Origin of the sequence: Flavisphingomonas formosensis (assembly GCF_009755815.1) — a bacterium.
Lineage (GTDB): Bacteria > Pseudomonadota > Alphaproteobacteria > Sphingomonadales > Sphingomonadaceae > Flavisphingomonas > Flavisphingomonas formosensis.
On record NZ_WRPK01000001.1, the window covers coordinates 817,970 to 840,817 of the forward strand.

Here is a 22,848-nt window from a genome sequence, read left to right on the forward strand (position 1 = left end):
TTTCTGCGGGCATCTTTCTGCCGTGGATGCGCGCCCGTTGCGCGACGGGCTTACCCCCGGCGCGCTTTTACGCTAACGGCCCGCCATGACTCCACTCGACAAGATCCGTAATTTCTCGATCATCGCGCATATCGACCATGGCAAGTCGACCCTGGCCGACCGGCTGATCCAGCGCACCGGCGGCCTTTCCGAGCGCGAGATGTCCGCGCAGGTGCTCGATAACATGGATATCGAGAAGGAACGCGGCATCACGATCAAGGCGCAGACCGTGCGCCTCGACTGGAAGGGGCATGTCCTCAACCTGATGGACACGCCCGGCCATGTCGACTTCGCCTATGAGGTGAGCCGCAGCCTCGCCGCCTGCGAAGGCGCGCTGCTCGTCGTCGATGCGGCGCAGGGCGTGGAGGCGCAGACCCTCGCCAACGTCTATCAGTCGATCGAGCATGACCATGAGATCGTGCCGGTTATCAACAAGATCGACCTGCCTGCGGCCGAGCCCGAGAAGGTGCGGGCCGAGATCGAGGAGGTGATCGGGCTCGACGCCTCGGAGGCGGTGCTCGCCAGCGCCAAGACCGGCATCGGCATCGACGAGATACTCGACGCGGTGGTCGCCAAGATCCCGCCGCCCAAGGGCGATGCGACGGCGCCGCTCAAGGCGATGCTGGTCGACAGCTGGTACGATCCCTATCTGGGCGTCGTCATCCTCGTGCGTGTCGTCGACGGCGTGTTGAAGAAGGGCCAGCAGATCAAGTTCATGAACGCCGGCACCACGCATCTCGTGGACCGCGTCGGCTGCTTCCGCCCGAAGATCGAGCAATTGACCGAGCTGTCGCCTGGGGAGATCGGCTTCATCACCGCGCAGATCAAGGAAGTCGCGCAGACGATGGTCGGCGACACCATCACAGATGCGCGCAAGCCCGCGGCCGAGGCGCTGCCCGGCTTCAAGGAAGTCCAGTCGGTGGTGTTCTGCGGCCTGTTCCCCGTCGATGCCAACGATTTCGAGAAGCTGCGCGAATCCATCTCCAAGCTGCGCCTCAACGATGCCAGCTTCACCTTCGAGATGGAGACCAGCGCCGCGCTCGGCTTCGGCTTCCGCTGCGGCTTCCTCGGCCTCTTGCACCTGGAGATCATCCAGGAGCGGTTGACCCGCGAATATGATCTCGACCTGATCACCACCGCACCTTCGGTGGTCTACCGCATCGTGCTGACCCACGGGGCGGGCGAGCTGGAGCTGCACAACCCGGCCGACATGCCCGATCCCAGCCGGATCGAATCGATCTACGAGCCGTGGATCGAGGCGACCATCTACGTGCCTGACGAATATCTCGGCTCGATCCTCAAGCTCTGCCAGGATCGCCGCGGCATCCAGAAGAACCTGACTTATGTGGGCGGCCGTGCGCAGGTGACCTACGAACTGCCGCTCAATGAGGTGGTGTTCGATTTCTACGACCGGCTGAAATCGATCACCCGCGGCTATGCGAGCTTCGACTATCACCAGACCGGCTATCGCGAGGGCGATCTCGTCAAGATGTCGATCCTCGTCAACAACGAGCCGGTCGATGCGCTCAGCATGATCGTCCACCGCTCCGCGGCCGAGGCGCGCGGACGGCACATGTGCGAGCGGCTGAAGGACCTGATCCCCAGGCACCTGTTCAAGATCCCGATCCAGGCGGCGATCGGCGGCAAGGTGATCGCGCGCGAGACGATCGCGGCGCTGCGCAAGGACGTGACCGCCAAATGCTATGGCGGCGACATCACCCGCAAGCGGAAGCTGCTGGAGAAGCAGAAGGAAGGCAAGAAGCGGATGCGCGAATATGGCAGCGTGCAGATCCCGCAGGAGGCCTTCATCGCCGCGCTTCGCATGGGGGACGAGGGGTAATTTCTTCTCGGCGCCAAGGGCGCTCTACAGAGAATCGGTATCAATAGAGACCCGGCCGATCCGGAAATTCGATCAGTTCGCGTTGTTCGACTTCGTCCGGATGAGGCAATGCCCGCAGCCGCTCGACCAATTCGTGTAGCTTGCGCTTCTCTCCGGCCGGGTCTTTCAGCGGCCGGATCGTCGGGACATCGCCTTCGGACATCACATTCCACGGAGCAATGGCAGCCCCTCTTTGCGGGGGAGCGTCAATGCCACGTCGGTGAGAGCAATCCTGGCATTGCAGCGCGCCTCGTTGGTGCCGACGTCCCGCAGCGCATCGACCATGGCTTCATGCGTGAGCCCCGCTTGCTTGGCAGCGGCGTCGAGCACTTTCGTCGATACCGAGAATTGCCCATTCGTTGCCGGTAGGCTCCCGCCATCATCCACTTTCAGCAGCACCTGTGCCACGGCGGACCTGTATCGCTTCAACAGTTCGTCCGAAACGACAAAACCTAGATACGGCCGGCCGCTCAAGACGGCGTCGCAAGTGTCCCAACCATTTGTTCGTGCCAGCTTGAGCCGCTCCAGGGAAATGCGACGATACTCAGAAACGAGAGGATAGGGAGCGCGGTCGAGATCGGACCGGAAGCGGGCGAATAGCAATTTCCCGATCTCGTCGGCGAAATCCATGCGCGATCGGCCGGCTGCCGCGGCGGTGGACCACCGGTCATCGAGAAGCGCGTACAACTTGGGATTGTCGTCCCGGAGCGTCGATGCATTCAGCGCGTCGCCGAAATTCTGCTCAAGCGCCACGTCGATGTCGGCATAGCGGGCTTCCAGACCACCGGAGACGGGCGGTGACGTGACGGGCTGCGAAGGCGGATGGGATGTGTCGTTGGCCGCGATGCGAATGATCGTGAAGAGGATGTAGAGCGCGACCGCCAAGCCACCGAACTTGCCGGCGGCGGGAATATCCTTTTCCCACATGGCGACGCGATACCAGTCGAAATCGCTTTCCAGGCTGGGATGATCGCGGCGGATCGTCGCGAGGAACTGCCGCACTTTCTTGCGGGACAGGCTCCGGTTGCGCTTCGAATGTTCGTTGGCCGGCGTCGTCAGCTCGCGCCATTCGCGGTGATACGGATGGCTGCGCTGGCTCATCTCGTCGCGGAAGCGCAGCGTCTTCCGCCGGGCGATGTTCCAGGCGATCTCTGCCGACTGGTCCACCGTGTCGGCGTCTTCCGACCAGCCGAAATGGCTTGCCGCGCGTTCGAGCAGCGCGTCCGATCGCGGCGCGGCGCGCGCGATCAGGCCGGCGAAGAAGCGCTCGGCTTCGGCGAAGAAGCCGATCTCCTGCATGCGCGGATCGCCGAGCAGGGTGGTGAAATGATGCTGCATCGCCGATTGCTCGGCGAAATCCGCGGCAGGATGCTGTTCGTCATTGGGCCGCAGGATCGCAAGGAGCGCATCATAATGGGCCTGATAGTCGGTCGCCTGCTCGCGCGGGGCGATGATGATGTCGCCGGGCGCGAGGCCGGTGGGATCCACCGTGGGCGCGGTGAGCCGCAACCGATTTGCGAGAGGCGTCGGCTCGATTTCGCCCTCCGCCGCATGGGCCACGGGCTCGCGCCGATACAGCCATTCTCCGTCCGGAGGCGCGGCCGGCAGGGCAACGCGAAGCCCCTCCGGCAGCGATCCGTAGAAGGCCAGCAGCGTGGGCGTTCCGAAGCCGCTGACGACGACGATCGGGGGCAGGGTGGCGAGCAGCGTCGGATCGAAGCGGTTCGGGACTTGCGGGACCTCGATCCCGGCATTGTCCTGGTCCGCATGGCCGCCGACGTCGATCAGACCCGCTGCGGCGGCCGCGAGCGCCGCGTCGCGCGCATCGCGCAGCGCGATATAGGCGTCCGGATCGGCGTCCATGTCGATCTGCTTGAGCCGGCCGGCATAGGCGCGCTTGATCGCGCGCGCATCGTCGGTGGGATCGATGCCGAGCTCGGCCCAATAGCCGCCGCGTCTCACAGGAAACGCTCGCCTTCCAGGGCATCGAGCTGGCGGGTCAGTTCCTCGCGCGCCTGGGCGATGGCGCGCAGATTCTGTCCGTCCAGCACGGCTTCGAACGCCGTGATCCACTGGCCGATCGCGTGGCGCGCATCGCCCAGGAAGGATTCGTAGCAGCGGGTGGCGCGTGCCAGCAGCGCGGCATTCTCCTGATCCTCGCGCGGGTGGATCTTGAGCGCGGCCAATGTCTCGCGCCGCTTCTCCAGCTCTGCCGGCGTCATCGCATCCGCCTCGTCCGCGATCAGCAGATTGTGGGATTCGCCGGTCAGCGGCACGGCGACGTCCACCTCGAGCAGGCCGCTCGTATCGTAGCTGAAGCGGCAATCGACGACCACTTCGCCGGCCCGCCGGGGCGGCACCGGGATGCGGAGCGATCCCAGCTTCACATTGCCGGATACCTCGCGCGCCTCGCCCTGGTAGATGTTGAAATGGACCTCGCGCTGATTATCGGAGATCGTCCGATATTGCTTCATCCGGCTGGCAGGGATCGGCGTGTTGCGCTCGATGATGGGCGAGAACAGCCCCTGATGATAGTTGCCGCGCGCGTCGATCTCGGTGTGGTCGACGCCGAGGGTGAAGGGGCAGACGTCGGTCAGCCGCACTTCGTCCAGCGCACTGTCGCGCGCCAGCAGACCGGCCTGCACGGCGGCGCCGAGCGCGATGGCGTGGTCGGGATGCACCGCCGTGTTGGGGAAGCGGCCGAACATGCGGGTGATCGCGCGCCGCACGATCGGCATGCGGGTGGCGCCGCCGACCAGCACGATCTCGCTCAGCGTCTCGACGCGGATGCCGCTGTCGCGCAGCGAGCGCAGCACGGGCTCGCGCAGGCGTGAGATCAGCGGTTCGGCGGCGGTTTCGAACTCGGCCGCGGTCACTTCGGTGCCGAGCCGATGGCCTTCGGCAACCACGATGCATTCGGCCCGGTCGGCCTCGCTCAGCGCACGTCGGGTACGCTCCGCCGCCGCGGAAAGCAGGGCCGTCTGGTCGGCCGCGGGCAGGCGGTAGAGTATCCCGTCCGGATCCATGCGTGGCCGCGCTATGGCGGCGACGCAGGCGTTGAAATCCTCTCCGCCCAGCCGGTTGTCGCCGGCCGAGGCGCGGACCTCGACGATGCCGTCGAACACCTCGACGATCGAGACGTCGAAGGTGCCGCCGCCCAGATCGAAGACCAGGAAGGGCTCCTTCTCCTCCCGGTCCTGAATGCCGTAGGCGAGGGCGGCGGCGGTGGGTTCGTTGAGCAGCCGTTCGATCTTGAGCCCGGCCAGCTCGCCAGCGCGGCGCGTCGCCTTGCGCTGCTTGTCGTTGAAATAGGCCGGAACGGTGACGACCGCACCCGTCACCGTCTCGCCTAGATAAGCCTCGGCATCCGCCTTGAGGCTGCGGAGCACCAGCGAAGAGAGATCCTCGGCGGTGAATTCGGTCTTGCCGAGCTTCACCGTCTGCTGCGTGCCCATGCGGCGCTTGAAGGCCGTGACGGTCCGGCCGCTGTGCGTTGCCATCCGGTCGCGGGCGGCGATGCCGACGAGCACGGTGCCGTCCTCGGTGAGGCTCACTGCGGAGGGCGTAAGCAGATCGCCCTGCGCGTTGGGAATCAGTTCCGCCTTGCCGTCGCGCCAGATGCCCACGGCACTGTTCGTCGTGCCGAGATCGATTCCTATGATCATCGAAACCCCTCGCCCCGGGGCCGGTCTAGCCGGAAAGCCCCCGCGGGTCAGCCCGAAAATGGCGCGAAGATGGAGGGATTTCGTGCTTATTCCATATGGTTCGGGTTAGCAGGGGCGGCCGCGCTACCATCCGCCGCCACCGCCACCCCCGCCGCCTCCGCCTGAGGAACCGCCGCCGCCCGAGCCACTGCTGCTGCTTGGCGAGGCCGAGGCCGAGGAGATGGTGCTGGTGAGGGCGGAGCCGACGCTGTTCGCGAAATCGCCCGGATCGCTCCAGACGCTGCTACCGTCGCCCGAATACCAGCCCATGCCATGGGCAGCGGCGCCCGTGGCCGCTGCCGCGGCAAGGACGCCGGCGAAGCGGTCCGCCCAGCGATTCTCCACGTCGAGCGCGATCGCATAAGGAAGATAGCGTTCGAACAGCTCCGGTGTCTTTTCCGGAGGATGCAGCGTTTCGAGCCGGTCTTCCTCTGTGATGCCGAGATAGTGGCGGAAGCCAGCGATGCGATCCATCACCTCGCGTCCCTTCGCGGTCGGCGCGTACATCCAGACGAAGGCGGAGAGGGCAAGGGGGATCGCGATCAGCGGCAGCAGCACCGCCCATTGGCCTGCGCCAAGCGCGGCGATCAGTGCCGTCAGCGCCAGGATCGAGCCGAAGGCGAGGGCGAGGACGAGGCCCAGCCAGGCGAGCAGCTTCGTCCCGCCCGAGGCACGGGACGAGAAGCTGAACAGCCACCACGCGGCGCCGAGCAGCGCGATGCCGCCGAGCGCCGGCATCGCCGCCCCGCCGCCGCCATCCGGCTGCACGAGGATCGCGATCCACGACGTAGCCAGCACGGCAAGCGGAATCAGGAACAGGCCATAGATCGCCCAATCGCTGTTTCGCAGGAATAGCGGGCCCAGATACTCCGCCTCCAGGCCTCGCTCCAGTGCCCGGCGCGCACCCTGCAGCGTGCTGTGATTGGCCTGCTTCAGTTCCAGCGTGTCGCCGCTGCCCGGGAAGAGCGCTCCGAGCATCGCCTCTTCCGGCGGAGGCGCGGTACCGTCGCCGGGCTGGCGTTCCAGTGTCGTCGTGCCGGTGCTGAGCCAGCCGTCCTTCGCCTTGCGGATGTGCAGCCGGCCGAGCACGCCCAGCTGGACGATCGCGGCGGTGAACGCGCGATTGTCCAGCTTCATCCGGCTGATGTAGCGGCAGGCGGCGGCGCTGAGCCCGTCCGGCGGCGTGAACAGCGGAACCACCGGGCCTGGACGGGGATTGCGTCCCGCCTTGGCCCAGGCGCGGAGATAATAGCCGGCGATGCCGGTCAGGGAGAGAAGGGCTGCGCCGAAGGCTGCCCAGTCCTGCAGCCACCAGCCGAGCCGGCGATCCGTGCCCGGCCTGTCGAGCACGCCCTTGGGAAAGGCCGCGGCGACGGTGAGCCCCTCATGGCTGTCGAGCGGCCGGGTAGTGCGGAAAACGATCAGTCCCGGCTGCTCCACCACCACCGCGGCATTGTGGTCGGTCGCGCCTTGCGGTCCGGTATAGACGGCGCGGTTTCCGAAAGGGACGGCGGAGGGCAGGCGGATACGCGCCTCGGCGCTGTCGATCGGGAAGATCCAGCCATTGCCGGTGACGTTCCAATGGAGTTCGTCGCTGTCCCTGCCATAGGCGATCTGCCGCGTCGTCCGGTAATGAAGCACATAGACGTGCTCGCCGTGCGGCACGAGCCGATCCTTGTCGCCGATCAGGATGTGCAGGCCGTTGGAAGCATGTTCCACTCTGTAGGGCTCGGCAGCACCGTCTCGCTCGACCGAGGCGAGCGCGAAGCCGACATGCGTGCGCTGGCCATATCGGCTTGTGTAGCTGGTCGGGAAATCCCGGTAGATGCCGTGGTTGATCCTGTCGCCGAGCGCGACGACGCGGATCGTCTCGGTCACATCCAGATCGCCGTTGCGCGCGATCGAAACGTCGCTTTGGAAGGAAAGGATGCGCTCGCTCCCGGCGGTCTGCCCGCCATCGTCGGACATGTCCTGCGCGCGCGCCAGCCCGGCGAGCAGCAACAGGACCGCGGCGATCAGCCGCGCGATGACGCGCACGGCTCAGCTCTTGCCGCTGCCGAAGCGCACCTGCGGGGCGGTCTGCAGCGCCACGACGTCGTCCGCATAGGGCTCCTCTTCGTGGAAGCCCATCGGTCGTGCGATCAGGATGTTGGGAAAGGATTGCACGCCCGTGTTCAGATCGCGCACGGTGGCATTGTAATAACGTCGGGCGCCGGACAGCTGCTCCTCGATATCCGCCAGCTCCTGCTGGAGCTGGCGGAAATTGGCATCTGCCTTGAGCTCGGGATAGGCCTCGGCGACGGCCACCAGCCGCCCCAGCATGCCGCTCATCTGCGCGTCCGCGCGTGCAGTGGCATCCACCCCCTTGGCCGCGATCGCATCTGCCCTGTGCGCGGTCACCTGCTCGATCAGTTCGCGCTCATGCGCGGCATAGCCCTCTACGGTCGCGACGAGATTGGGCACCAGATCGGCCCGGCGGCGAAGCTGCACGGTAATCCCGCTGAACCCTTCGCGTACCAGAGCGCGGAGCCGCACGAGCCGATTATAGATCGCCACCAGGTAAAGCAGCAGCAGAACGACAATGCCGATCATTATCCAACCGATCATCGGCTTTCCTCTCCCCGGATCAATACAGCCCTACAGCCTGGCCGAGCATCGCCCGTTCCAGCGGCAGATGTAAATGACTTTGGTAACAGTCGGATACGCCGTCGGGGATTACGGAGCGGTTCGGCCTGCTCTTGTGCAATCATCCCGCTATCGCGCCGATCCGTGCGGCAAGGCCCATGCCCCACGCATGATCGAGCCGCAACTCCGCCGCGCCGTTGAAGGAGCCGTGGCCCCGACCGCTCATCACGTTGAACGATGAAATTGTTCGCGACGCGCGCTTCACCGATGTGGGCTGGCAGATTCCCCGAGGCATATCGAACCGGAGAGACGGGGGCGCACGGATCTTGATTCGTAGCATGGCACGCGCAACCCTGGCGGCAATCCGCGGCTCGGTGGGACGAGTTGGCCATGCCAAGAGTCCCACACCCCGATCCGCTCTATCCCGTCGTCTGGGCCGACACGCCCACCGTGCCGGATAGCCCCGCAACCCCCGTTGTCTCCGGCCTGCCGGAGGACGACGATCCGATCCAGCTGCACCTCGACGAGGCGCTGGTGCGCAAGGCCGACAATGACACGGTCGACCGCTGGAAGACACTGTCCGGCCCGTGGTTTGCCGCGCGCGGCGGGGATGCCGCGTCGCGCTGGAAGGATATCGAGCAGTCGCTGAACGAGATCGTGCGCCGGCCGCTCGGCGAGCTGGATACGGTGTGGCAGCGGAATATGTATCGCGACATCATGGGTCCGCGCCTTTCGGCCTGGGGCGACGAGGCGCGCGCTCATGCGGAGCGCGAGACCCAGGCGTTCAACGATGCGGAGTCGCAGAGGCGCCAGGATATCGCGCTGGAAGCGATGCGCCGCGGCGCGCGGCTGGGCGATATGCGCGCGGTGGCAGAAGGCGAGCGGCGCCTCGTCGGCGAGGTGCGCGGGCGCAGCCGGCGGCAGGGCCTCGATCCCGATGCGGCAAGTGCGGCGGAGACGGACGCGCGCGGCGCGGCGCATGCGGATGTAGTGGAGCATTTGACGCAGCACGATCCGCAACGGGCGCAAGCGTGGCTGAACGCGCATGCCGGAATGATCGCCGATCCGGTGGAAGTGGATCGGCTCAGCCGGATGATGCAGCCCTATGTGGCCGAGCAGCAGCAGGAGGGGTTGGCCGACTTGATCCGTGACGAGGGCGGTGACCTGCCGGCCCAGCATGCTGCGGTGGATGCGATGGGGCTCAACCCGATGATTGCCGATGGTCTCAAGCAGCGGTTGACAAATATGTGGTCAGCGAAGTCAGCGAATGAATACGCTGGCGATATGAGCTTCGGCGAGTCGAAGCCAGAATTGGACGGCAATAATTTAGAATTATCGTCCGATTCAGATTTTCACCAAATTGGCTTTCGTCCACGAGGAGGGTTGGCGGGCCTCGTGCGCGAAGCGCTACGTGAAACCTTTAGGTACGCCATGCCAAAGATCAAATTTCCCACCAACGGCGCTGGAATAGGTCAAGCTGAATTTGGTAGCCTTGCGGGTCTTTCGAAGGCGGACAGAGGGTGGAGGGTTTTTACGCGAGCGGAAACCGAAGCTGGGATAAGGAGGCTGAAAAGTGCGGGAATTACGAAAAGCGAAGTGTCAAAGGTTGCCGATTTTTATAGTTACACTGCCTTCCGCGACATAGGCAACGAAGCAGCGGCGTTTAGAAGCTATTATTTGCAGCAGATAGTAAGAAGATGGTGACCTATGGGTGAAATATGCCGAGTGATTAACAGGCGCGATCACCAAATTATAGTAGCGATCGAGCCATGGGGGACGCAATATGATGTTCAATCGCAATATTATCTTAGCGTTTATATAGATGAAGACCGTGGATTTATCGAAATAGAATCAGATGATGATGGGTCCATGAGTATATATTTAAGCGAATGCACCTTTGATGATATTTCGACGAAGGTGGAGCGTATCAGGGTTTATGAATAAATGCCGGTAGCAATCGAGCGGCGGCTTAGTCAGCCATTTTGATGAGCTGCAACGTGGAACGCCTGGGAGATCATATTGCAAGTTCCGTTGTCTGCCTTGACGCTGCTGTTGATGCTGCTGGCACCGAACGAAACGACGCCGGAATCCGCCGCGGCCGTGCCTCTTGCCTTGCGGATCGAATGGGATGGACCGGCCTGCAATCCCGACGGAAATATCCGGGCGATCGTCCGCAACGTGGGCGACAAAGAGCTGGCTCTGCCCAGGAACGGCGGTGTTGGTTTTGGTTCCCTGTTCACCGCCAGGATCCTGGTCAAGGGAAAAGTAACGAGCACGATCGGCGATGGCTACAACATCCCCTATCTCCTCGAAGCCATGAAGAAAGAGGATGTGGTGCTTCTTCGAAAAGGAGAAGAATTTTCCTATCAACTCACGTTAAGAGATAAACATCCGTTGCCTCTCGATAAATTTTCCCAGGAACATAATTCCTATAATGAGCGTGGGGGGAGGATAGGCTTAATATATAATCTTATAAATTTCCGAAAAAGCGGACAATATCTCTATCCATTCTATTTTGTAAGATATGATCTGGATCCATTCATCACTTCAAACACGTTGATATGTGTAAAAAAATGATCGGGATCGGCGCGCGAGGCGCGTCCCCCAGGGTCAAAACACAGGCTCAAAACACCGGCTTGCCCTCCGCCTCCGGCAGGCTGACGCCGAGCACCCGCGCCAGCGAGGGGGCGATGTCGCGCATGTCGATCTCGCCGAGGTCACCGTGGCGGGCGAGGTCGGGACCGGTGACGAACAGCGAGGAGCGCATCGTCGCCGCCTCCGGAAAATAGCCGTGCATGCCCTTGTAGCCGCTCGGGCCGGCGATCGGGCCGGCGGGGTTGCGGCCGGTCTCGTAGCCGGGCTTGAGGTCGATGAAGAAGCTCGCCTCGCGCGGGCCGCCGCGGCGGGCGATCTCGGCGCGGTCGATCACGCTGGCGATGCCATAGGCAGGATCGGCCTTGATCGTGTCGAGCAGCGCCCGCACCTTGGCGACCAGCGCGGCGTCGTCGGGCCGCGCCAGCACGACGCCGGCCGAGCCGCCGGCAAGCCAGGGCTCGGCGTCCCAGCCGGTCACCTTGCCGGCCGCGTCGATGCGGATCAGCCCGGCCTGGACGAAGGGCGCGAACAGGTTGACGTCGGTCTCCACCGGCTGGAAGCCATGGTCGGAGACGACCGCGATCACCGTCGTCCGATCGGCCTTGCGCGCCGCGTCGACGAGCTGGCCGACCAGCGCGTCGGTCGCCTCGATCGCCTGCTTGGCTTCCGGAGAGCCGGGGCCGTGGAGATGCTCGATATGGTCGATGCCGGCGAAATAGACGGTGGTGAGTGCGGGATGCTTCTCGGTAATCAGTTCGGCGGCGAAGCGGGTGCGGACCGCGTCGCCTTCGACCGATTCGTCGATGCCCATCGCATAGGGCCCGAGCTTCGCCTCGAGACTCTTCACCAGCCCGGGTGTCGCGAGGGCGGTCAGCAGCTTGCGGTCGTCGTCGTGGCCGGTGCGCCAGATCTGCGGCAGATTAAAGTCAGCCGCACCGCCGACACTGACCGGCCAGTGGACGTTGACCGAGACGAGGCCCTTGGCCTTTGCAGCGTCCCACAGGGTCGCGACGCGGAAATCGCTGGCATACCAATCCCAGCCGATCTGATTGATGCCGGTGGGATCGAAGGTGAGATTGTTCGAAATGCCGTGCTTGCCGGGGGCGACGCCGGTGATCAGCGTCGCGTGGCTGGGATAGGTCAATGTCGGCAGCACGCCGCGCACGCCGCTGGAATAGGCGCCTTCGGCCATGATCCGGCGGAGCACGGGTACCTTGATGCCCCGCGCGTCCGCCTCGATCACGTCGGCGGGCCGTAGCCCGTCGAGCGAGACGAGGAGGACCGGCGCGGCCTCGGCCGGGCCCGCGCCTGCCGCCGCCGCAAAAGCGGCGAGGGCAAGCAACGCGTGTGGTAAGAAGGCACGCGACTGGCGCTTCATTTTCAGAAACCCTTGCGCACGGTGACGAACCATTGGCGCGGCGCGCCCGGCAGCAGCGTCTGGGCATCGCCCCGCGCGCCGAAGCCGTTGGAGCCGATCGTCGAGATGTAGCGCTTGTCGGTCAGGTTGGTGACGCTGCCTTCGATCGAGAAGTCGCCGATCGGGCCGACGTCGGTGAAGCGATAGCCGATGCTGGCATCCACCAGCACGCGCCCGCCGACCGACTGGTCGTTCTCATAGGTGTAGAAGCGCTTCGACATGTAGTTGGCGCCGATCCGGCCCATGATGTGGCCGTCGTCATAGCTGATCTCGGCCGTCGCCATGTTGCGCGGGCTGTCGACGGTAGTCTTGCCCTTGGTGGCGGCGATCAGCTTGCCGCTTTTGTCGATGACATCGTCCTGATAGGTCGAGTGGTTGTACGAATAGGTGCCGAGCAGCGAGAGCACCGAGTTCAGCTTGTAGAGCAGCGAGAGTTCGGCGCCGTAGCTGTGCACGCCGCCGACATTCTGCAGCACGGCGGGATTACCGAGGATGCCCGCGCCATTCTGGAAGGCGAGCAGGCGGTTGGTGAAGTTCACATAATAGCCGGCGATCGAGGCCTGGAAGCCGCCTGCGCGGAAGCGGCCGCCGAACTCATAGGTATCCGAACGCTCGGGCTTCAGCGTGTTCTTAATGTTGTCGAAGCCCGCCTGGGTGGTCGAGAAAGGGCCGCCCGTGGCCGCCGAGACGAAGGCGCGCATATTCTGGGTGAAGGTCGCGAACAGCTCGGCATCGTCGGTGACGTGGAAGACGCCGCCGACCTGCGGCAGGAACCAGTCGGTCGCGTCGATCCTGCCGGTGGCGAGACCGCCCGAGACGATCGGATTGGCGCTGTTGGTGACCTTGTAGCCCTTCCAGCCGCCGGTCAGCGTGACGCGACCGAGATCCAGTCTGTCCTGCACGAAATACTGGATCGTCTCCGTATCATATTTGATGTCCCACTGGGTTGCGAACGGGTTCTTCTGGAACTCCAGGCTGTCGCGCGAGACGGTGTCGGCATCGGTCAGGCCGTAGAAGCGCCGGGCGTTGCGGAAGCTGTTGCTTTCGTACCAGCCGCCGACTTCGAGACGATTCCGCCCGGTTTCGACGGCGACCGAGGCGATCGCGCCGCCGCGGGTGATGTCATATTCGGTGGTGCGGACCGAGATCGGCGCCGGATTGGTGATCACCGATCCGTCCTGATTCTGCGCGCCCGGCAGCGTGGGGACGTAGGGCGTGAACCAGATGCCCTGGCCTTCATTGTGGTGGGCATAGCCGGTCAGCTTGGCGGAGACGGCGTCGGTCAGGTGCGATTCGAAGGTGACCGCGCCGATATAGTCCTTCCGGAGGCCGGCTGCGTTGAAATAGGCGTCATCCACGGTCTCGATCGCGCCTGGATAGGTGGTGCCGAGCGAGGGATCGGGATAGCTCGCCACGTCGCCGCGATTGGCCGCGATATGGGCGATCCGCTTGGCCAGCGCCCAATCGTCCGAGATATTGTCCCAATTATAGCCGAGCCGCGCGATCATCGCCTTGCTCATGTCCTGATAGTCGTTCTCGCGGCGATCCGAGAAGTTGAACCAGGCGGTGATGCTGCCGCGGTCGAGCTCCTGGACGAGCTTGGCGTTGACCTGGTGCTGGCGCTGCTTGCCGTCGCCCTTCCACTTGTCGGTGCCGAGATAGGAATAGCTCAGATAGCCCTTGAGGCCGTGGCCGGTGAGATCGCCGGTATCGAGGCGGACATAGCCGCGGATCGTGTCGTCGCTGCCATAGGTGCCGCCGGCGGCGACGTCGAAATGGTCGCCGGGCTTGCGCGAGCTGAACTGCAGCGTGCCGCCGAGATTGCTGGTCGATGCGGTGCCGAGCGAGCCGGCGCCCTGCGCCACCGTCACCGCGCCCAGATTTTCGGAGATGATCGCGCGGCTGATGTGCAGGCCGTTATAGTTGCCGTAGCTCATGTCGCCGAGCGGCACGCCATCGAGCGTGAAGCCGAGCTGATTCTGGTTGAAGCCGCGCAGCGTGATGCGCGTCGACCATTCATAGGCGCCGAACGCGTCGGCCGACTGGAAATTGACGCCGGGCAGCTTGGAGATCGCCTTCAGCGGGCTGCTGCCGGGGGTCAGCACCGCTATGTCCTTCGCGGCGAGCGTCTGCACCTGGCGGGCCTGGCCGAAGCCGAGCACGACGATTTCGTTCTGCGCCCCGGCATCGGACGCATCCGCGGCGGCCAACTGAACCGGCGCGTCGGATTGCGCATAGGCGTAGGCCGGAACCAGCGCGAGCGCGGTCGCGCCGAGCAGGCGGGCGACGGTGGACAGCATATTGTCTCATCCCTTTTGCAGTGCAGCGCGATCATCGCGTGCGCCGCCGCCTTGGGGATGGGAGGTTGCTTCGTCGTGACGCCTCCGTGACTATTGAATGATAGTCCGGTTATGCATTTGTGATGATGCTGCGGCGCAACGGCGGCGCGCCAGCCAAGTTCCTCAGATACGGGCCTTCGCTTCGATCGCGTCCCAGATCAGCGCGGGCGTGTCCGTGCCGTTGAACCGATCGATCGCGACGATGCCGGTGGGCGAGGTGACGTTGATCTCGGTGAGATGCCCCGCGATCACGTCGATGCCGACGAAGAGCAGGCCGCGGCGGGCGAGTTCCGGCCCGATCGCCTCGCAAATCTCCAGCTCGCGCGCGGTGAGCTCGGTCGCGGCGCCGGTGCCGCCGACGGCGAGGTTGGAGCGGATCTCGCCCGGCTTGGGCAGGCGGTTGACGCCGCCCGCCGGCTTGCCGTCGACCAGCACGATGCGCTTGTCGCCCTTGGAGACGTCTGGCAGGAAGGCCTGGACCATGAAGGGCTCGCGCCAGACTTGGCCGAACAGCTCGGTCAGCGCGGCGAGATTTGCGTCCTTGCGGCCGACGTGGAACACGGCCGAGCCGGCATTGCCGTAGAGCGGCTTCACCACCACCTCGCCATGCGCCTCGTGGAAGGCGCGGGCTTCCTCCAGCCGGCGGGTGATGATCGTCGGCGGCATGAATTGCGCATAATCGAGCACGAACAGCTTTTCGGGCGCGTTGCGCACGGCGGCGGGATCGTTGACCACCAGCGTCTCCCCCTGGATCCGCTCGAGCAGGTGGGTGGCGGTGATATAGGCCAGGTCGAAGGGCGGATCCTGGCGCATCAGCACCACGTCGACGTCGCTGCCGAGATCCAGCGTCTGCCAGTCGTCATAGGAGAAATGGTCCCCCGCCACGCGCTGCACGGTGACGGGGCGTGCCGGCGCGACGACGCGGCCGTCCCGATAGGTGAGGTCGCCCGCGCTGTAATGCCACAGCCGATGCCCGCGGGCCTGCGCGCCGAGCATCACGGCAAAGGTGGAATCGCCCGCGATGTTGATGGTTTCGAGCGGATCCATCTGAACGGCGACACGAAGCGACATGGGCAGATCCTCAACGGGGCGTTGCGGGTCCGTTCGGGCGAACGGAAGGGGAATGACGGTGATCTAGTGTCGGCGGGTCAGCCGTGCCACACATTTTCGAGATGGCGCGGCCAGCGGCCGGGGGCGAGCAGCATCACGTCGATGCGGATCGCATCGTCGGCGCGGGCGAAGCGCGGCGCGAGCGCGTTGGCCGCAGCCGCCACGCGGCGCAGGCGATGCTGGTCGATCGCCAGCGCCAGTTCCATCTCGCTGGCGCGCGCTTTCACTTCCACGAAGGCGAGCGTGCCGCCGCGCCGGGCGACCAGGTCGATCTCGCCCAGCGGCGTGCGGACACGGCGCGCGACGATGCGATAGCCCTTGAAGCGCAGATACCAGGCCGCGAGCGTTTCGGCCGTCCGGCCGCGCCTCTCGGCGGCCTGGCGGCTCACGCCTCGTCCTTCATCGCCAATGCACGGGCGTATAAATCGCGGCGGGGAAGGCCGGTCGCCTTGGCGACTTCGCTCGCCGCGCTGCCGGTGGACATGCGCGTCAGCGCTTCGCGCAGCAGTGTGTCGGCATCGTCGGCGGAGGCGGCGGGGCGGGGTCCGGGCGGCGCGACGACGATCACAATCTCGCCCTTGGGCGGGGCCTCGGCATAGCGCGCGGCGAGCGCGGAGAGCGTGTCGGTGACGCATTCCTCGAACGTCTTGCTGATCTCGCGCGCGACGCCGGCCTCGCGCTCGCCGAGCCCGGCGGCGAGCGCGGCCAGCGTCGCGCCGAGCCGCGGGCCGGATTCGTAGAAGATCAGCGTCGCCCGCACCGCGGCGATCTCGGCGATCGCCTCGCCGCGTGCCTTTTCCTTGGCGGGCAGGAAGCCGACGAAGAGGAAGCGATCGGTCGGCAGGCCGGTGAGGGTGAGCGCCGCGACGGCCGCGCAGGGGCCGGGGATGGTCGTCACGCGATGGCCCGCGGCCCGCGCGTCGCGCACCAGCTTGAAGCCGGGATCGGAGATCAGCGGCGTGCCGGCATCGGAGACCAGCGCTATCGCCTCCCGGCCCATACGCGCGATCAGGCCGGGGCGCACTTGATCGGCATTGTGATCATGATAGGGGGTCATCGGCCTTTTGGTGCCGATATGGTGGAGCAGCTTTGCGGTGACCCGGCTGTCCTCCACGGCGATCAGATCGGCACCGGCAAGGACGGCGGCCGCCCGTGGGCTAAGGTCGCCGAGATTGCCGATCGGGGTCGCGACAATGTAGAGGCCGGGCTCCAACCCGGCGTTCGAGGGGTCGTTCATAAGATGGATGTCATGGCAGAGCAGGCCACCCGGCCGCAACCGAGACGGTCGTTGCTGAAATTTGCGGGGCTTGCCTTCGCGCTCTTCCTCGCCGGCTGCGGCGGCATGATCCCGAAAGGGCATGGCCCCGGCACGCAGGCGCCGCCGCCGCCCAAGCAGACCGGCCCGGTGGGCGCCCTGCCCGAAGACAGGGAGCGCCAGCGTGTCGCCCTGCTCGTGCCGCTGACCGGCCCCAATGCTGCGGTCGGCCAGTCGATCGCCAATGCGGCCAATCTCGCAATATTGGATACGGGCGGCCGCAAGGTGCGCATCACCACCTATGACACCAATGCGGGCGCGGCCGCGGCGGCGCAGCGGGCGGTGGCTGAAGGCAACAGGCTCTTCCTCGGCCCGCTGCTTGCCGACGACGTGCGCGTCGTCGCGCCGGTGGCGCGCCAGTCCGGCGTTCCGGTGATTGCCTTCTCCAACGACGCCACGGTTGCCGGCAATGGCGTCTATCTGATGGGGTTCACGCCGAACCAGTCGATCGACCGGGTGGTGCGTTACGCCCGTTCGCGCGGCGCGACGCGTTTCGCCGCGCTGGCGCCGACCGGGCTCTACGGTCGCAGCGCCTCCACCGCGATGATTCGCGCGGTCGAATCCTCGGGCGGCAAGATGCTGGCGCTCGAAACCTATGACCGCGCGCCGCAGTCGATCAAGGCGGCGACCCAGAAGCTCACCGGCGAAGCCGATTTCGACGCGCTGCTGATCGCGGACGGCGGCCGCATCGCGGTGCAGATCGTGCCGCTCGTCCGCAAGGGCGGCGATGTCGCGGCGCATATCATGGGTACGGAGCTGTGGAATGCCGAGCCCGGCCTCGCCGCCCAGCCCGCGCTGAACGGCGCCTGGTTCGCCAGCGTGTCCGACGGCCTCTACCGCCAGCTTGCCGCCAAATATCGGGCGCGCTTCGGCAAGGCGCCCTATCGCCTGGCGAGTCTCGGCTATGACGCGGTGCTGCTGACCGTGCGCATCGCCGCCGATTGGAAGATCGGCGACCGTTTCCCGGCGCAGCGCCTCACCGATGCCGACGGCTTCTCGGGCGTCGACGGTGCCTTCCGCTTCGGCGACAACGGCATTGCCGAGCGCGCGCTGGAGGTCCGGCAGATCGAGCCCGGCGGGATCGTGGTGGCATCGCCGGCGGCGAAGAGCTTCGGGCAGTAGCTGGGATTTCCCCCTCTTCCGCTCGCGAGAGAGGGCTTCAGGTCAAACCCCGACCAATTCCGCGGCGATCCGGTCGAGCAGCAGCATTCCCGCCTCGCGCACCACGATGCGCGCGGGCTCGCGCCGGATGAGGCCGAGCCTTTCCAGCCGCGCCGCCGCATCGGCGTCGATCGCCTCGCCGGCACCCGCGGCACGGACGCGGGCGAGGTCTAGCCCCTCGTTCAGCCGCAGCCCCATCAGGATCGCCTCGCGCGCCTGCGTGACCGCATCCAGCGGATCCTCGCCGGCGATGCCGTGCCCGCTCCCCTGGACGGCCCCCAGCCAGTTCTCGGGCTTGCGGTGGCGCAGCGTCGCGCGCGATCCGCGGCGGCCATGCGCGCCGGGGCCGATGCCGGCATAATCGCCGTAGCGCCAATAGGTGAGATTGTGCCGGCTTTCTTCGCCGGGGCGGGCATGATTCGAAATCTCGTAGGCGGGAAGGCCTGCGGCGGCGGCGCGCTCGCGGGTCAGCTCGAACAGGTCGGCGGCGAAATCGGGATCGGCCGGCGTGAGCTTGCCCTCGCGCGCCAGGGTCGCGAAGCGCGTGCCGGGCTCGATGGTCAGCTGGTAGAGCGAGAGGTGGCCGGTGCCGAAGCCGATCGCCCGCTCCAGCTCCGCCTCCCATGCCTCCCCGCTCTGGCCGGGCAGCGCATAGATGAGGTCGAAGCTCACCCGCCCGAAATGGCGCTGCGCGGTGGCGAGCGCGGCGAGGCCTTCCTCCACGCCATGCGCGCGGCCGAGGAAATGCAGCGCTTCATCGTTGAGCGATTGCAGGCCGAGGCTGACCCGGTTGACGCCGGCGGCGGCGAGATCGGCGAAGCGCGCGGCCTCGACCGAGGAGGGGTTCGCCTCCAGCGTGATCTCGATATCCCCGGCGAAGCGCCAGTGGCGGCCGGCCGCTTCGATCAGCGCGGCGACCGTGGCGGGCGGCATCAGCGAGGGGGTGCCGCCGCCGAAGAAGATCGAGCCCAGCGTCCGCCCCGGCAGCAGCGCCGCCTCATGCGCGAGATCGGCGAGCAGCGCGGCCCGCCACGCCGCCTGGTCGACGCCCTCGCGGACATGGCTGTTGAAGTCGCAATAAGGGCATTTGGACACGCAGAAGGGCCAATGGATATAGAGGGCGAGCGGCTCGGTTATGATGGCATCCATCGGCTGGAAAGGACTCGGGGAGAGGATGGGCAGGCGCTTTAGCGTCCTCTTGGCGCTGTGGCCAATTTTCGGGGCAGCGTCGCCGGCGCAGGCCGCGGACCAGCTGGTGCAGCAGCCCTGGACCGACACCCGGCCGCAGCCGCGCGGGCCGGCGCTGCTCCGCCAATCCATGCTCGCCGCGCATAATGCCGCGCGCGCCGCGGCCGGCGTGCCGCCGCTGGCCTGGAGCGAGGCGCTGGCGCGTGATGCGGCGGCATATGCCGTGCAGCTCGCCCGCGAACGCCGCTTCGCGCACAGCCCGGTGCCGCGCGGTACGCCCAGCCAGGGCGAGAATCTGTGGATGGGGACCCGGACGGCCTACAGCTATGACGAGATGATCGGCGGCTGGATCGGCGAGCGGCGGCTGTTCAAGCCGGGCCGCTTCCCAAAGGTCAGCCGCAACAGCGACTGGACCGCCGTCGGACATTATACGCAGATCGTATGGCGGACGACGACCGCGGTCGGCTGCGGCACCGCCGCCAATGCGACCGATGATTATCTCGTCTGCCGCTATCTGCCGTCGGGCAATGTCGTCGGGCGCGATCCGTTGACGGGGATGCCGTGAGGGAGCGTGAGCACGTCATCCCAGCGAAAGCTGGGATCGTTCTCTGCTGTCAGCCGGTTGCCGCAGGAGAGCGACCCCAGCTTTCGCTGGGGTGACGGGTCACTCTCAAAACGCCGCCTTGACCAGCTTGGCGAAGGCATCGGCGCGGTGGCTCATCGCGTGCTTCGCGTCGGGATCCATCTCGCCGAAGGTGACGGCGTGGTGCCAGGGCTGGAACATCGGATCATAGCCGAAGCCGCGGTCGCCGCGCGGCGGCCATACGAGCGTGCCGTCGACGCGGCCCTCGAAGGTCTCGACATGGCCGTCCGGCCAGGCGAGCGACAGGGCGCAGACGAAATGGGCGTCATGGCCGGCATCGGGCCCGACCGCGAGGATCGCGTCCTGCACGCGCTGCATGGCAATGCGGAAATCCTTGGTCGGCCCGGCCCAGCGCGCCGAGAAGATGCCCGGATCGCCGTTCAGCGCCTCGACGCACAGGCCCGAATCGTCGGCCAGTGCGGGAAGACCCGAGAGATCCGCCGCCTGCCGCGCCTTGAGCTCGGCATTGGCGGCGAAGGTGGTGCCGGTCTCGTCCGGCTCGGGCAGCCCGAGCGCGCCTGCCGAGACCGGCTGGATGCCGTAGGGGCCGAGCAGCGCCTCGATCTCGCGCACCTTGCCCTGATTGTGGCTGGCGATGACGAGCTTGCCGGGGGCAAGCTTGCGGTGCGGGATCTCGGCGCCGCCGCTCACCGTCCGACGGCCCGTTTCTGCGCGGCGAAGATGTCCGTGCAGCCGATGCGGGCGAGCCGCAGCAGGCGGAGCAGCGCCTCCTCGTCATAGGTCGCGCCCTCGGCCGTCGCCTGCGCCTCGGCGATGTTGCCATTGTCGAGCAGCACGAAATTGGCGTCGGCATGGGCGTTCGAATCCTCGATATAATCGAGGTCGAGCACTGGCGTGCCTTCATAGATGCCGCAGGAGACGGCGGCGACCTGCGCGACGATCGGATCGACGGTGAGCTGGCCGCCCGCGATCAGCTTGTCGACCGCGAGGCGCAGCGCCACCCAGGCGCCCGAGATGGAGGCGGTGCGGGTACCGCCGTCGGCCTGGATCACGTCGCAATCAAGCGTGATCTGGCGCTCGCCGAGCTTCTCCAGATCGACGACGGCGCGCAGCGAGCGGCCGATCAGTCGCTGGATCTCCTGGGTGCGGCCGGACTGCTTGCCCTTCGCCGCCTCGCGGCTGCCGCGGGTGTGGGTGGCGCGGGGCAGCATGCCATATTCGGCGGTGACCCAGCCTTGGCCCTTGCCGCGCAGGAAGGGCGGCACGCGCTCCTCGATCGAGGCGGTGACGAGCACCCGCGTGTCGCCGAACGAGATCAGGCACGATCCCTCGGCGTGGCGGGTGAAGGCGGTTTCGATGCTGATGGCACGCATTTGATCGGGCGCGCGGCCGGAGGGGCGCATGAATTTTCCTTCTTGGGTCTCTGCAGTCGGCAGCCCCTAAGCGTTTCGCGGGCCGTGCGCCAGCCGTCGCGTGCATATCCAGGCGCCTGATCATCTGATCATCCTCCCCGTTCCGGGGAGGATGATGGGGCAAGCGCGGCTCGCCCAGAGCAAAAGGACTCGTCCGGAAACAACAACTCTCCCGCCTTGAACCAGGATCGGCTCCGGAAGGAAATATGCCCCGGACAACGGCGATCTGCCGCAAAGACGAACGAGGCGAGAGGACGGAACATGGCCAACGAACCCATTCGCGTGATCCAGTGGGGCACGGGCGCGATCGGCAAGTACAATATCAACGAGACGCTGCGCCGGCCGGACCTCGAGCTCGCCGGCGTCAAGGTCTTCTCCGAGGCCAAGGACGGCAAGGATGTCGGCGATATTCTCGGCACCGGCCCGGTCGGCGTCACCGCGCGGATCGACAAGCAGGCGATCCTCGACACCGACGCCGACGTGGTGCTCTACACGCCCTTGTTCGTCGATCTCGACGACATGTGCGACATCCTCGCCTCGGGCAAGGACTTGATCACCCCTTCCGGCTTCTTCTACCTCGTCGAGGGAACCGAGCGCCGCAAGCGCATCGATGCGGCCTGCGCGAAGGGTCAGTCGACCCTGTTCGCCTCGGGCATCCATCCCGGCTTCTCGGGCGACCGGCAGGTGCTGGTACTCTCCGCGCTCTGCAACAAGATCACCAAGGTCACCATCTACGAGCTGGTCAGCATGGCGACGATGAGCGAGAGCCCGGACATGGTCCATGCCCTCGGCTTCGACATGGACAAGGAGACGGCGGACAACACGCCGCCCTATCTGCTCGAGACGATGAGCAAGATCTTCATCGAGACGATGCAGACCGTGGCCAAGGGGCTCGGCTGGCGGATCGACGAATATCGCACGCGCCACGAATATGCGCTGACCCTGGAGGACAGCCCGACCTCGGCCGGCGTGATCAAGGCGGGCCGCGTCGGCGGGCAGCATTTCAATTATGAGGCGATCGCCGACGGCAAGACGATCATCGAGTGCAAGACCTATTGGCGCATGGCCGACAAGCTCGACAAGAAATGGGATTATCCCATGACGGGGCTCAACTATGTCGTCGAGATCGAGGGCTCGCCGGGCGTCCGCTCCGAGATCCATCCGCTCGGCGAGGTGCCCGCCGAGGATGGCCTCGTGTGGACCGCCAACCTCGTCACCAACGCGATCAACGAGGTGGTCGAGGCCTCGCCGGGCTTCAAGAGCATCCTCGACATGCCGACGCTGAAGGCCAAGCACGCGGTCGAGCCGCGCGGGGATATCGCGTGGAGCAAGTATGATTCGTAAGGCTGCGATGAACTCTCTTCTTCACCGTCATCCTGACGAAAGTCAGGATCCATTCGCGCTCCCTCGAAAATGCAGGCGGAGCGTCAATGGATGCTGACTTTCGTCAGCATGACGGA

19 protein-coding genes are annotated in these 22,848 nt (G+C 66.0%); 6 read left to right on the top strand and 13 right to left on the bottom strand.

The window, feature by feature from the left end; translation table 11 throughout:
• Positions 1-85 precede the first annotated feature (85 nt).
• A complete protein-coding gene (gene lepA / locus GQY20_RS04015; RefSeq protein WP_157215711.1) occupies positions 86-1,879 on the top strand; it encodes a translation elongation factor 4 in 1,794 nt (597 codons plus the stop codon).
• A 40-nt stretch (positions 1,880-1,919) separates the two neighbouring features.
• Here the strand turns inward: lepA and GQY20_RS04020 are convergent, their stop codons facing one another.
• The 5 genes from GQY20_RS04020 to GQY20_RS04040 form a co-directional block, all read right to left on the bottom strand.
• A complete protein-coding gene (locus GQY20_RS04020) occupies positions 1,920-2,081 on the bottom strand; it encodes a hypothetical protein (RefSeq protein WP_157215712.1) in 162 nt (53 codons plus the stop codon).
• Positions 2,081-3,880: a hypothetical protein gene (locus GQY20_RS04025; RefSeq protein ID WP_157215713.1), complete on the bottom strand. Its 1,800-nt coding sequence runs from the start codon at positions 3,878-3,880 to the stop codon at positions 2,081-2,083. Before GQY20_RS04025 ends, GQY20_RS04020 begins: the two co-directional genes overlap by 1 nt.
• A complete protein-coding gene (locus GQY20_RS04030) occupies positions 3,877-5,583 on the bottom strand; it encodes an Hsp70 family protein (protein ID WP_157215714.1) in 1,707 nt (568 codons plus the stop codon). Before GQY20_RS04030 ends, GQY20_RS04025 begins: the two co-directional genes overlap by 4 nt.
• A 123-nt stretch (positions 5,584-5,706) precedes the next feature.
• Entirely contained in the window at positions 5,707-7,659 is a 1,953-nt protein-coding gene (locus GQY20_RS04035; RefSeq protein WP_157215715.1) for a DUF2207 domain-containing protein, read from the bottom strand.
• A 3-nt stretch (positions 7,660-7,662) separates the two neighbouring features.
• A complete protein-coding gene (locus tag GQY20_RS04040) occupies positions 7,663-8,229 on the bottom strand; it encodes a LemA family protein (protein ID WP_157215716.1) in 567 nt (188 codons plus the stop codon).
• Positions 8,230-8,637: 408 nt separating this feature from the next.
• Here GQY20_RS04040 and GQY20_RS04045 point away from each other — a divergent pair, with 408 nt between their 5' ends.
• Both GQY20_RS04045 and GQY20_RS04050 read left to right on the top strand, forming a co-directional pair.
• Positions 8,638-9,951, top strand: a complete 1,314-nt coding sequence (locus tag GQY20_RS04045; RefSeq protein WP_157215717.1) for a hypothetical protein — start codon at positions 8,638-8,640, stop codon at positions 9,949-9,951.
• Between the two features lie 315 nt (positions 9,952-10,266).
• The gene (locus GQY20_RS04050; protein WP_157215718.1) at positions 10,267-10,824 is read left to right on the top strand and encodes a hypothetical protein; all 558 of its coding nucleotides are present in this window, start codon (positions 10,267-10,269) and stop codon (positions 10,822-10,824) included.
• Between the two features lie 46 nt (positions 10,825-10,870).
• On the opposite strand, the gene GQY20_RS04055 is transcribed toward GQY20_RS04050, so the two are convergent.
• The 5 genes from GQY20_RS04055 to rsmI all read right to left on the bottom strand — a co-directional run bounded on the left by GQY20_RS04055 (position 10,871) and on the right by rsmI (position 16,945).
• Positions 10,871-12,220 (bottom strand): alkaline phosphatase family protein, encoded by a 1,350-nt coding sequence (locus GQY20_RS04055; RefSeq protein ID WP_157215719.1) that lies wholly within the window; start codon positions 12,218-12,220, stop codon positions 10,871-10,873.
• 2 nt (positions 12,221-12,222) lie between these two features.
• On the bottom strand, positions 12,223-14,559 hold the full coding sequence (locus tag GQY20_RS04060) for a TonB-dependent receptor (protein WP_157215720.1): 2,337 nt from the start codon (positions 14,557-14,559) through the stop codon (positions 12,223-12,225).
• A gap of 162 nt (positions 14,560-14,721) precedes the next feature.
• Entirely contained in the window at positions 14,722-15,669 is a 948-nt protein-coding gene (gene gshB / locus GQY20_RS04065) for a glutathione synthase (protein WP_157215721.1), read from the bottom strand.
• Between the two features lie 77 nt (positions 15,670-15,746).
• A complete protein-coding gene (locus GQY20_RS04070) occupies positions 15,747-16,097 on the bottom strand; it encodes a YraN family protein (protein ID WP_157215722.1) in 351 nt (116 codons plus the stop codon).
• A complete protein-coding gene (gene rsmI, locus GQY20_RS04075) occupies positions 16,094-16,945 on the bottom strand; it encodes a 16S rRNA (cytidine(1402)-2'-O)-methyltransferase (RefSeq protein ID WP_157215723.1) in 852 nt (283 codons plus the stop codon). Before rsmI ends, GQY20_RS04070 begins: the two co-directional genes overlap by 4 nt.
• Before the next feature lie 12 nt (positions 16,946-16,957).
• Between rsmI and GQY20_RS04080 the strand changes: the two genes are divergently transcribed.
• On the top strand, positions 16,958-18,145 hold the full coding sequence (locus GQY20_RS04080; protein ID WP_157215724.1) for a penicillin-binding protein activator: 1,188 nt from the start codon (positions 16,958-16,960) through the stop codon (positions 18,143-18,145).
• 42 nt (positions 18,146-18,187) lie between these two features.
• Here GQY20_RS04080 and hemW read toward each other — a convergent pair whose 3' ends face one another.
• A complete protein-coding gene (hemW, locus tag GQY20_RS04085; protein ID WP_157215725.1) occupies positions 18,188-19,333 on the bottom strand; it encodes a radical SAM family heme chaperone HemW in 1,146 nt (381 codons plus the stop codon).
• Positions 19,334-19,358: 25 nt separating this feature from the next.
• Here hemW and GQY20_RS04090 point away from each other — a divergent pair, with 25 nt between their 5' ends.
• Positions 19,359-19,937, top strand: a complete 579-nt coding sequence (locus tag GQY20_RS04090) for a CAP domain-containing protein (RefSeq protein WP_157215726.1) — start codon at positions 19,359-19,361, stop codon at positions 19,935-19,937.
• 105 nt (positions 19,938-20,042) lie between these two features.
• Here GQY20_RS04090 and rdgB read toward each other — a convergent pair whose 3' ends face one another.
• A complete protein-coding gene (gene rdgB / locus GQY20_RS04095; protein ID WP_157215727.1) occupies positions 20,043-20,666 on the bottom strand; it encodes an RdgB/HAM1 family non-canonical purine NTP pyrophosphatase in 624 nt (207 codons plus the stop codon).
• Positions 20,663-21,379 carry a ribonuclease PH gene (gene rph, locus GQY20_RS04100; RefSeq protein WP_157215728.1) on the bottom strand — a complete coding sequence of 239 codons (717 nt, stop codon included), beginning with the start codon at positions 21,377-21,379 and terminating at the stop codon, positions 20,663-20,665. Before rph ends, rdgB begins: the two co-directional genes overlap by 4 nt.
• 270 nt (positions 21,380-21,649) lie before the next feature.
• Here rph and GQY20_RS04105 point away from each other — a divergent pair, with 270 nt between their 5' ends.
• The gene (locus GQY20_RS04105; protein ID WP_157215729.1) at positions 21,650-22,732 is read left to right on the top strand and encodes an NAD(P)H-dependent amine dehydrogenase family protein; all 1,083 of its coding nucleotides are present in this window, start codon (positions 21,650-21,652) and stop codon (positions 22,730-22,732) included.
• Positions 22,733-22,848: the final 116 nt, after the last annotated feature.

Coding starts and splice junctions, on each gene's coding strand:
- rph (WP_157215728.1), bottom strand. CDS start 21,379: ATGCGCCCCTCCGGCCGCGCGCCCGATCAAATGCGTGCCATCAGCATC.
- GQY20_RS04060 (WP_157215720.1), bottom strand. CDS start 14,559: ATGCTGTCCACCGTCGCCCGCCTGCTCGGCGCGACCGCGCTCGCGCTG.
- rsmI (WP_157215723.1), bottom strand. CDS start 16,945: ATGAACGACCCCTCGAACGCCGGGTTGGAGCCCGGCCTCTACATTGTC.
- GQY20_RS04105 (WP_157215729.1), top strand. CDS start 21,650: ATGGCCAACGAACCCATTCGCGTGATCCAGTGGGGCACGGGCGCGATC.
- GQY20_RS04055 (WP_157215719.1), bottom strand. CDS start 12,220: ATGAAGCGCCAGTCGCGTGCCTTCTTACCACACGCGTTGCTTGCCCTC.
- gshB (WP_157215721.1), bottom strand. CDS start 15,669: ATGTCGCTTCGTGTCGCCGTTCAGATGGATCCGCTCGAAACCATCAAC.
- hemW (WP_157215725.1), bottom strand. CDS start 19,333: ATGGATGCCATCATAACCGAGCCGCTCGCCCTCTATATCCATTGGCCC.
- GQY20_RS04020 (WP_157215712.1), bottom strand. CDS start 2,081: ATGTCCGAAGGCGATGTCCCGACGATCCGGCCGCTGAAAGACCCGGCC.
- GQY20_RS04090 (WP_157215726.1), top strand. CDS start 19,359: ATGGGCAGGCGCTTTAGCGTCCTCTTGGCGCTGTGGCCAATTTTCGGG.
- GQY20_RS04045 (WP_157215717.1), top strand. CDS start 8,638: ATGCCAAGAGTCCCACACCCCGATCCGCTCTATCCCGTCGTCTGGGCC.
- GQY20_RS04040 (WP_157215716.1), bottom strand. CDS start 8,229: ATGATCGGTTGGATAATGATCGGCATTGTCGTTCTGCTGCTGCTTTAC.
- lepA (WP_157215711.1), top strand. CDS start 86: ATGACTCCACTCGACAAGATCCGTAATTTCTCGATCATCGCGCATATC.
- GQY20_RS04080 (WP_157215724.1), top strand. CDS start 16,958: ATGGCAGAGCAGGCCACCCGGCCGCAACCGAGACGGTCGTTGCTGAAA.
- GQY20_RS04030 (WP_157215714.1), bottom strand. CDS start 5,583: ATGATCATAGGAATCGATCTCGGCACGACGAACAGTGCCGTGGGCATC.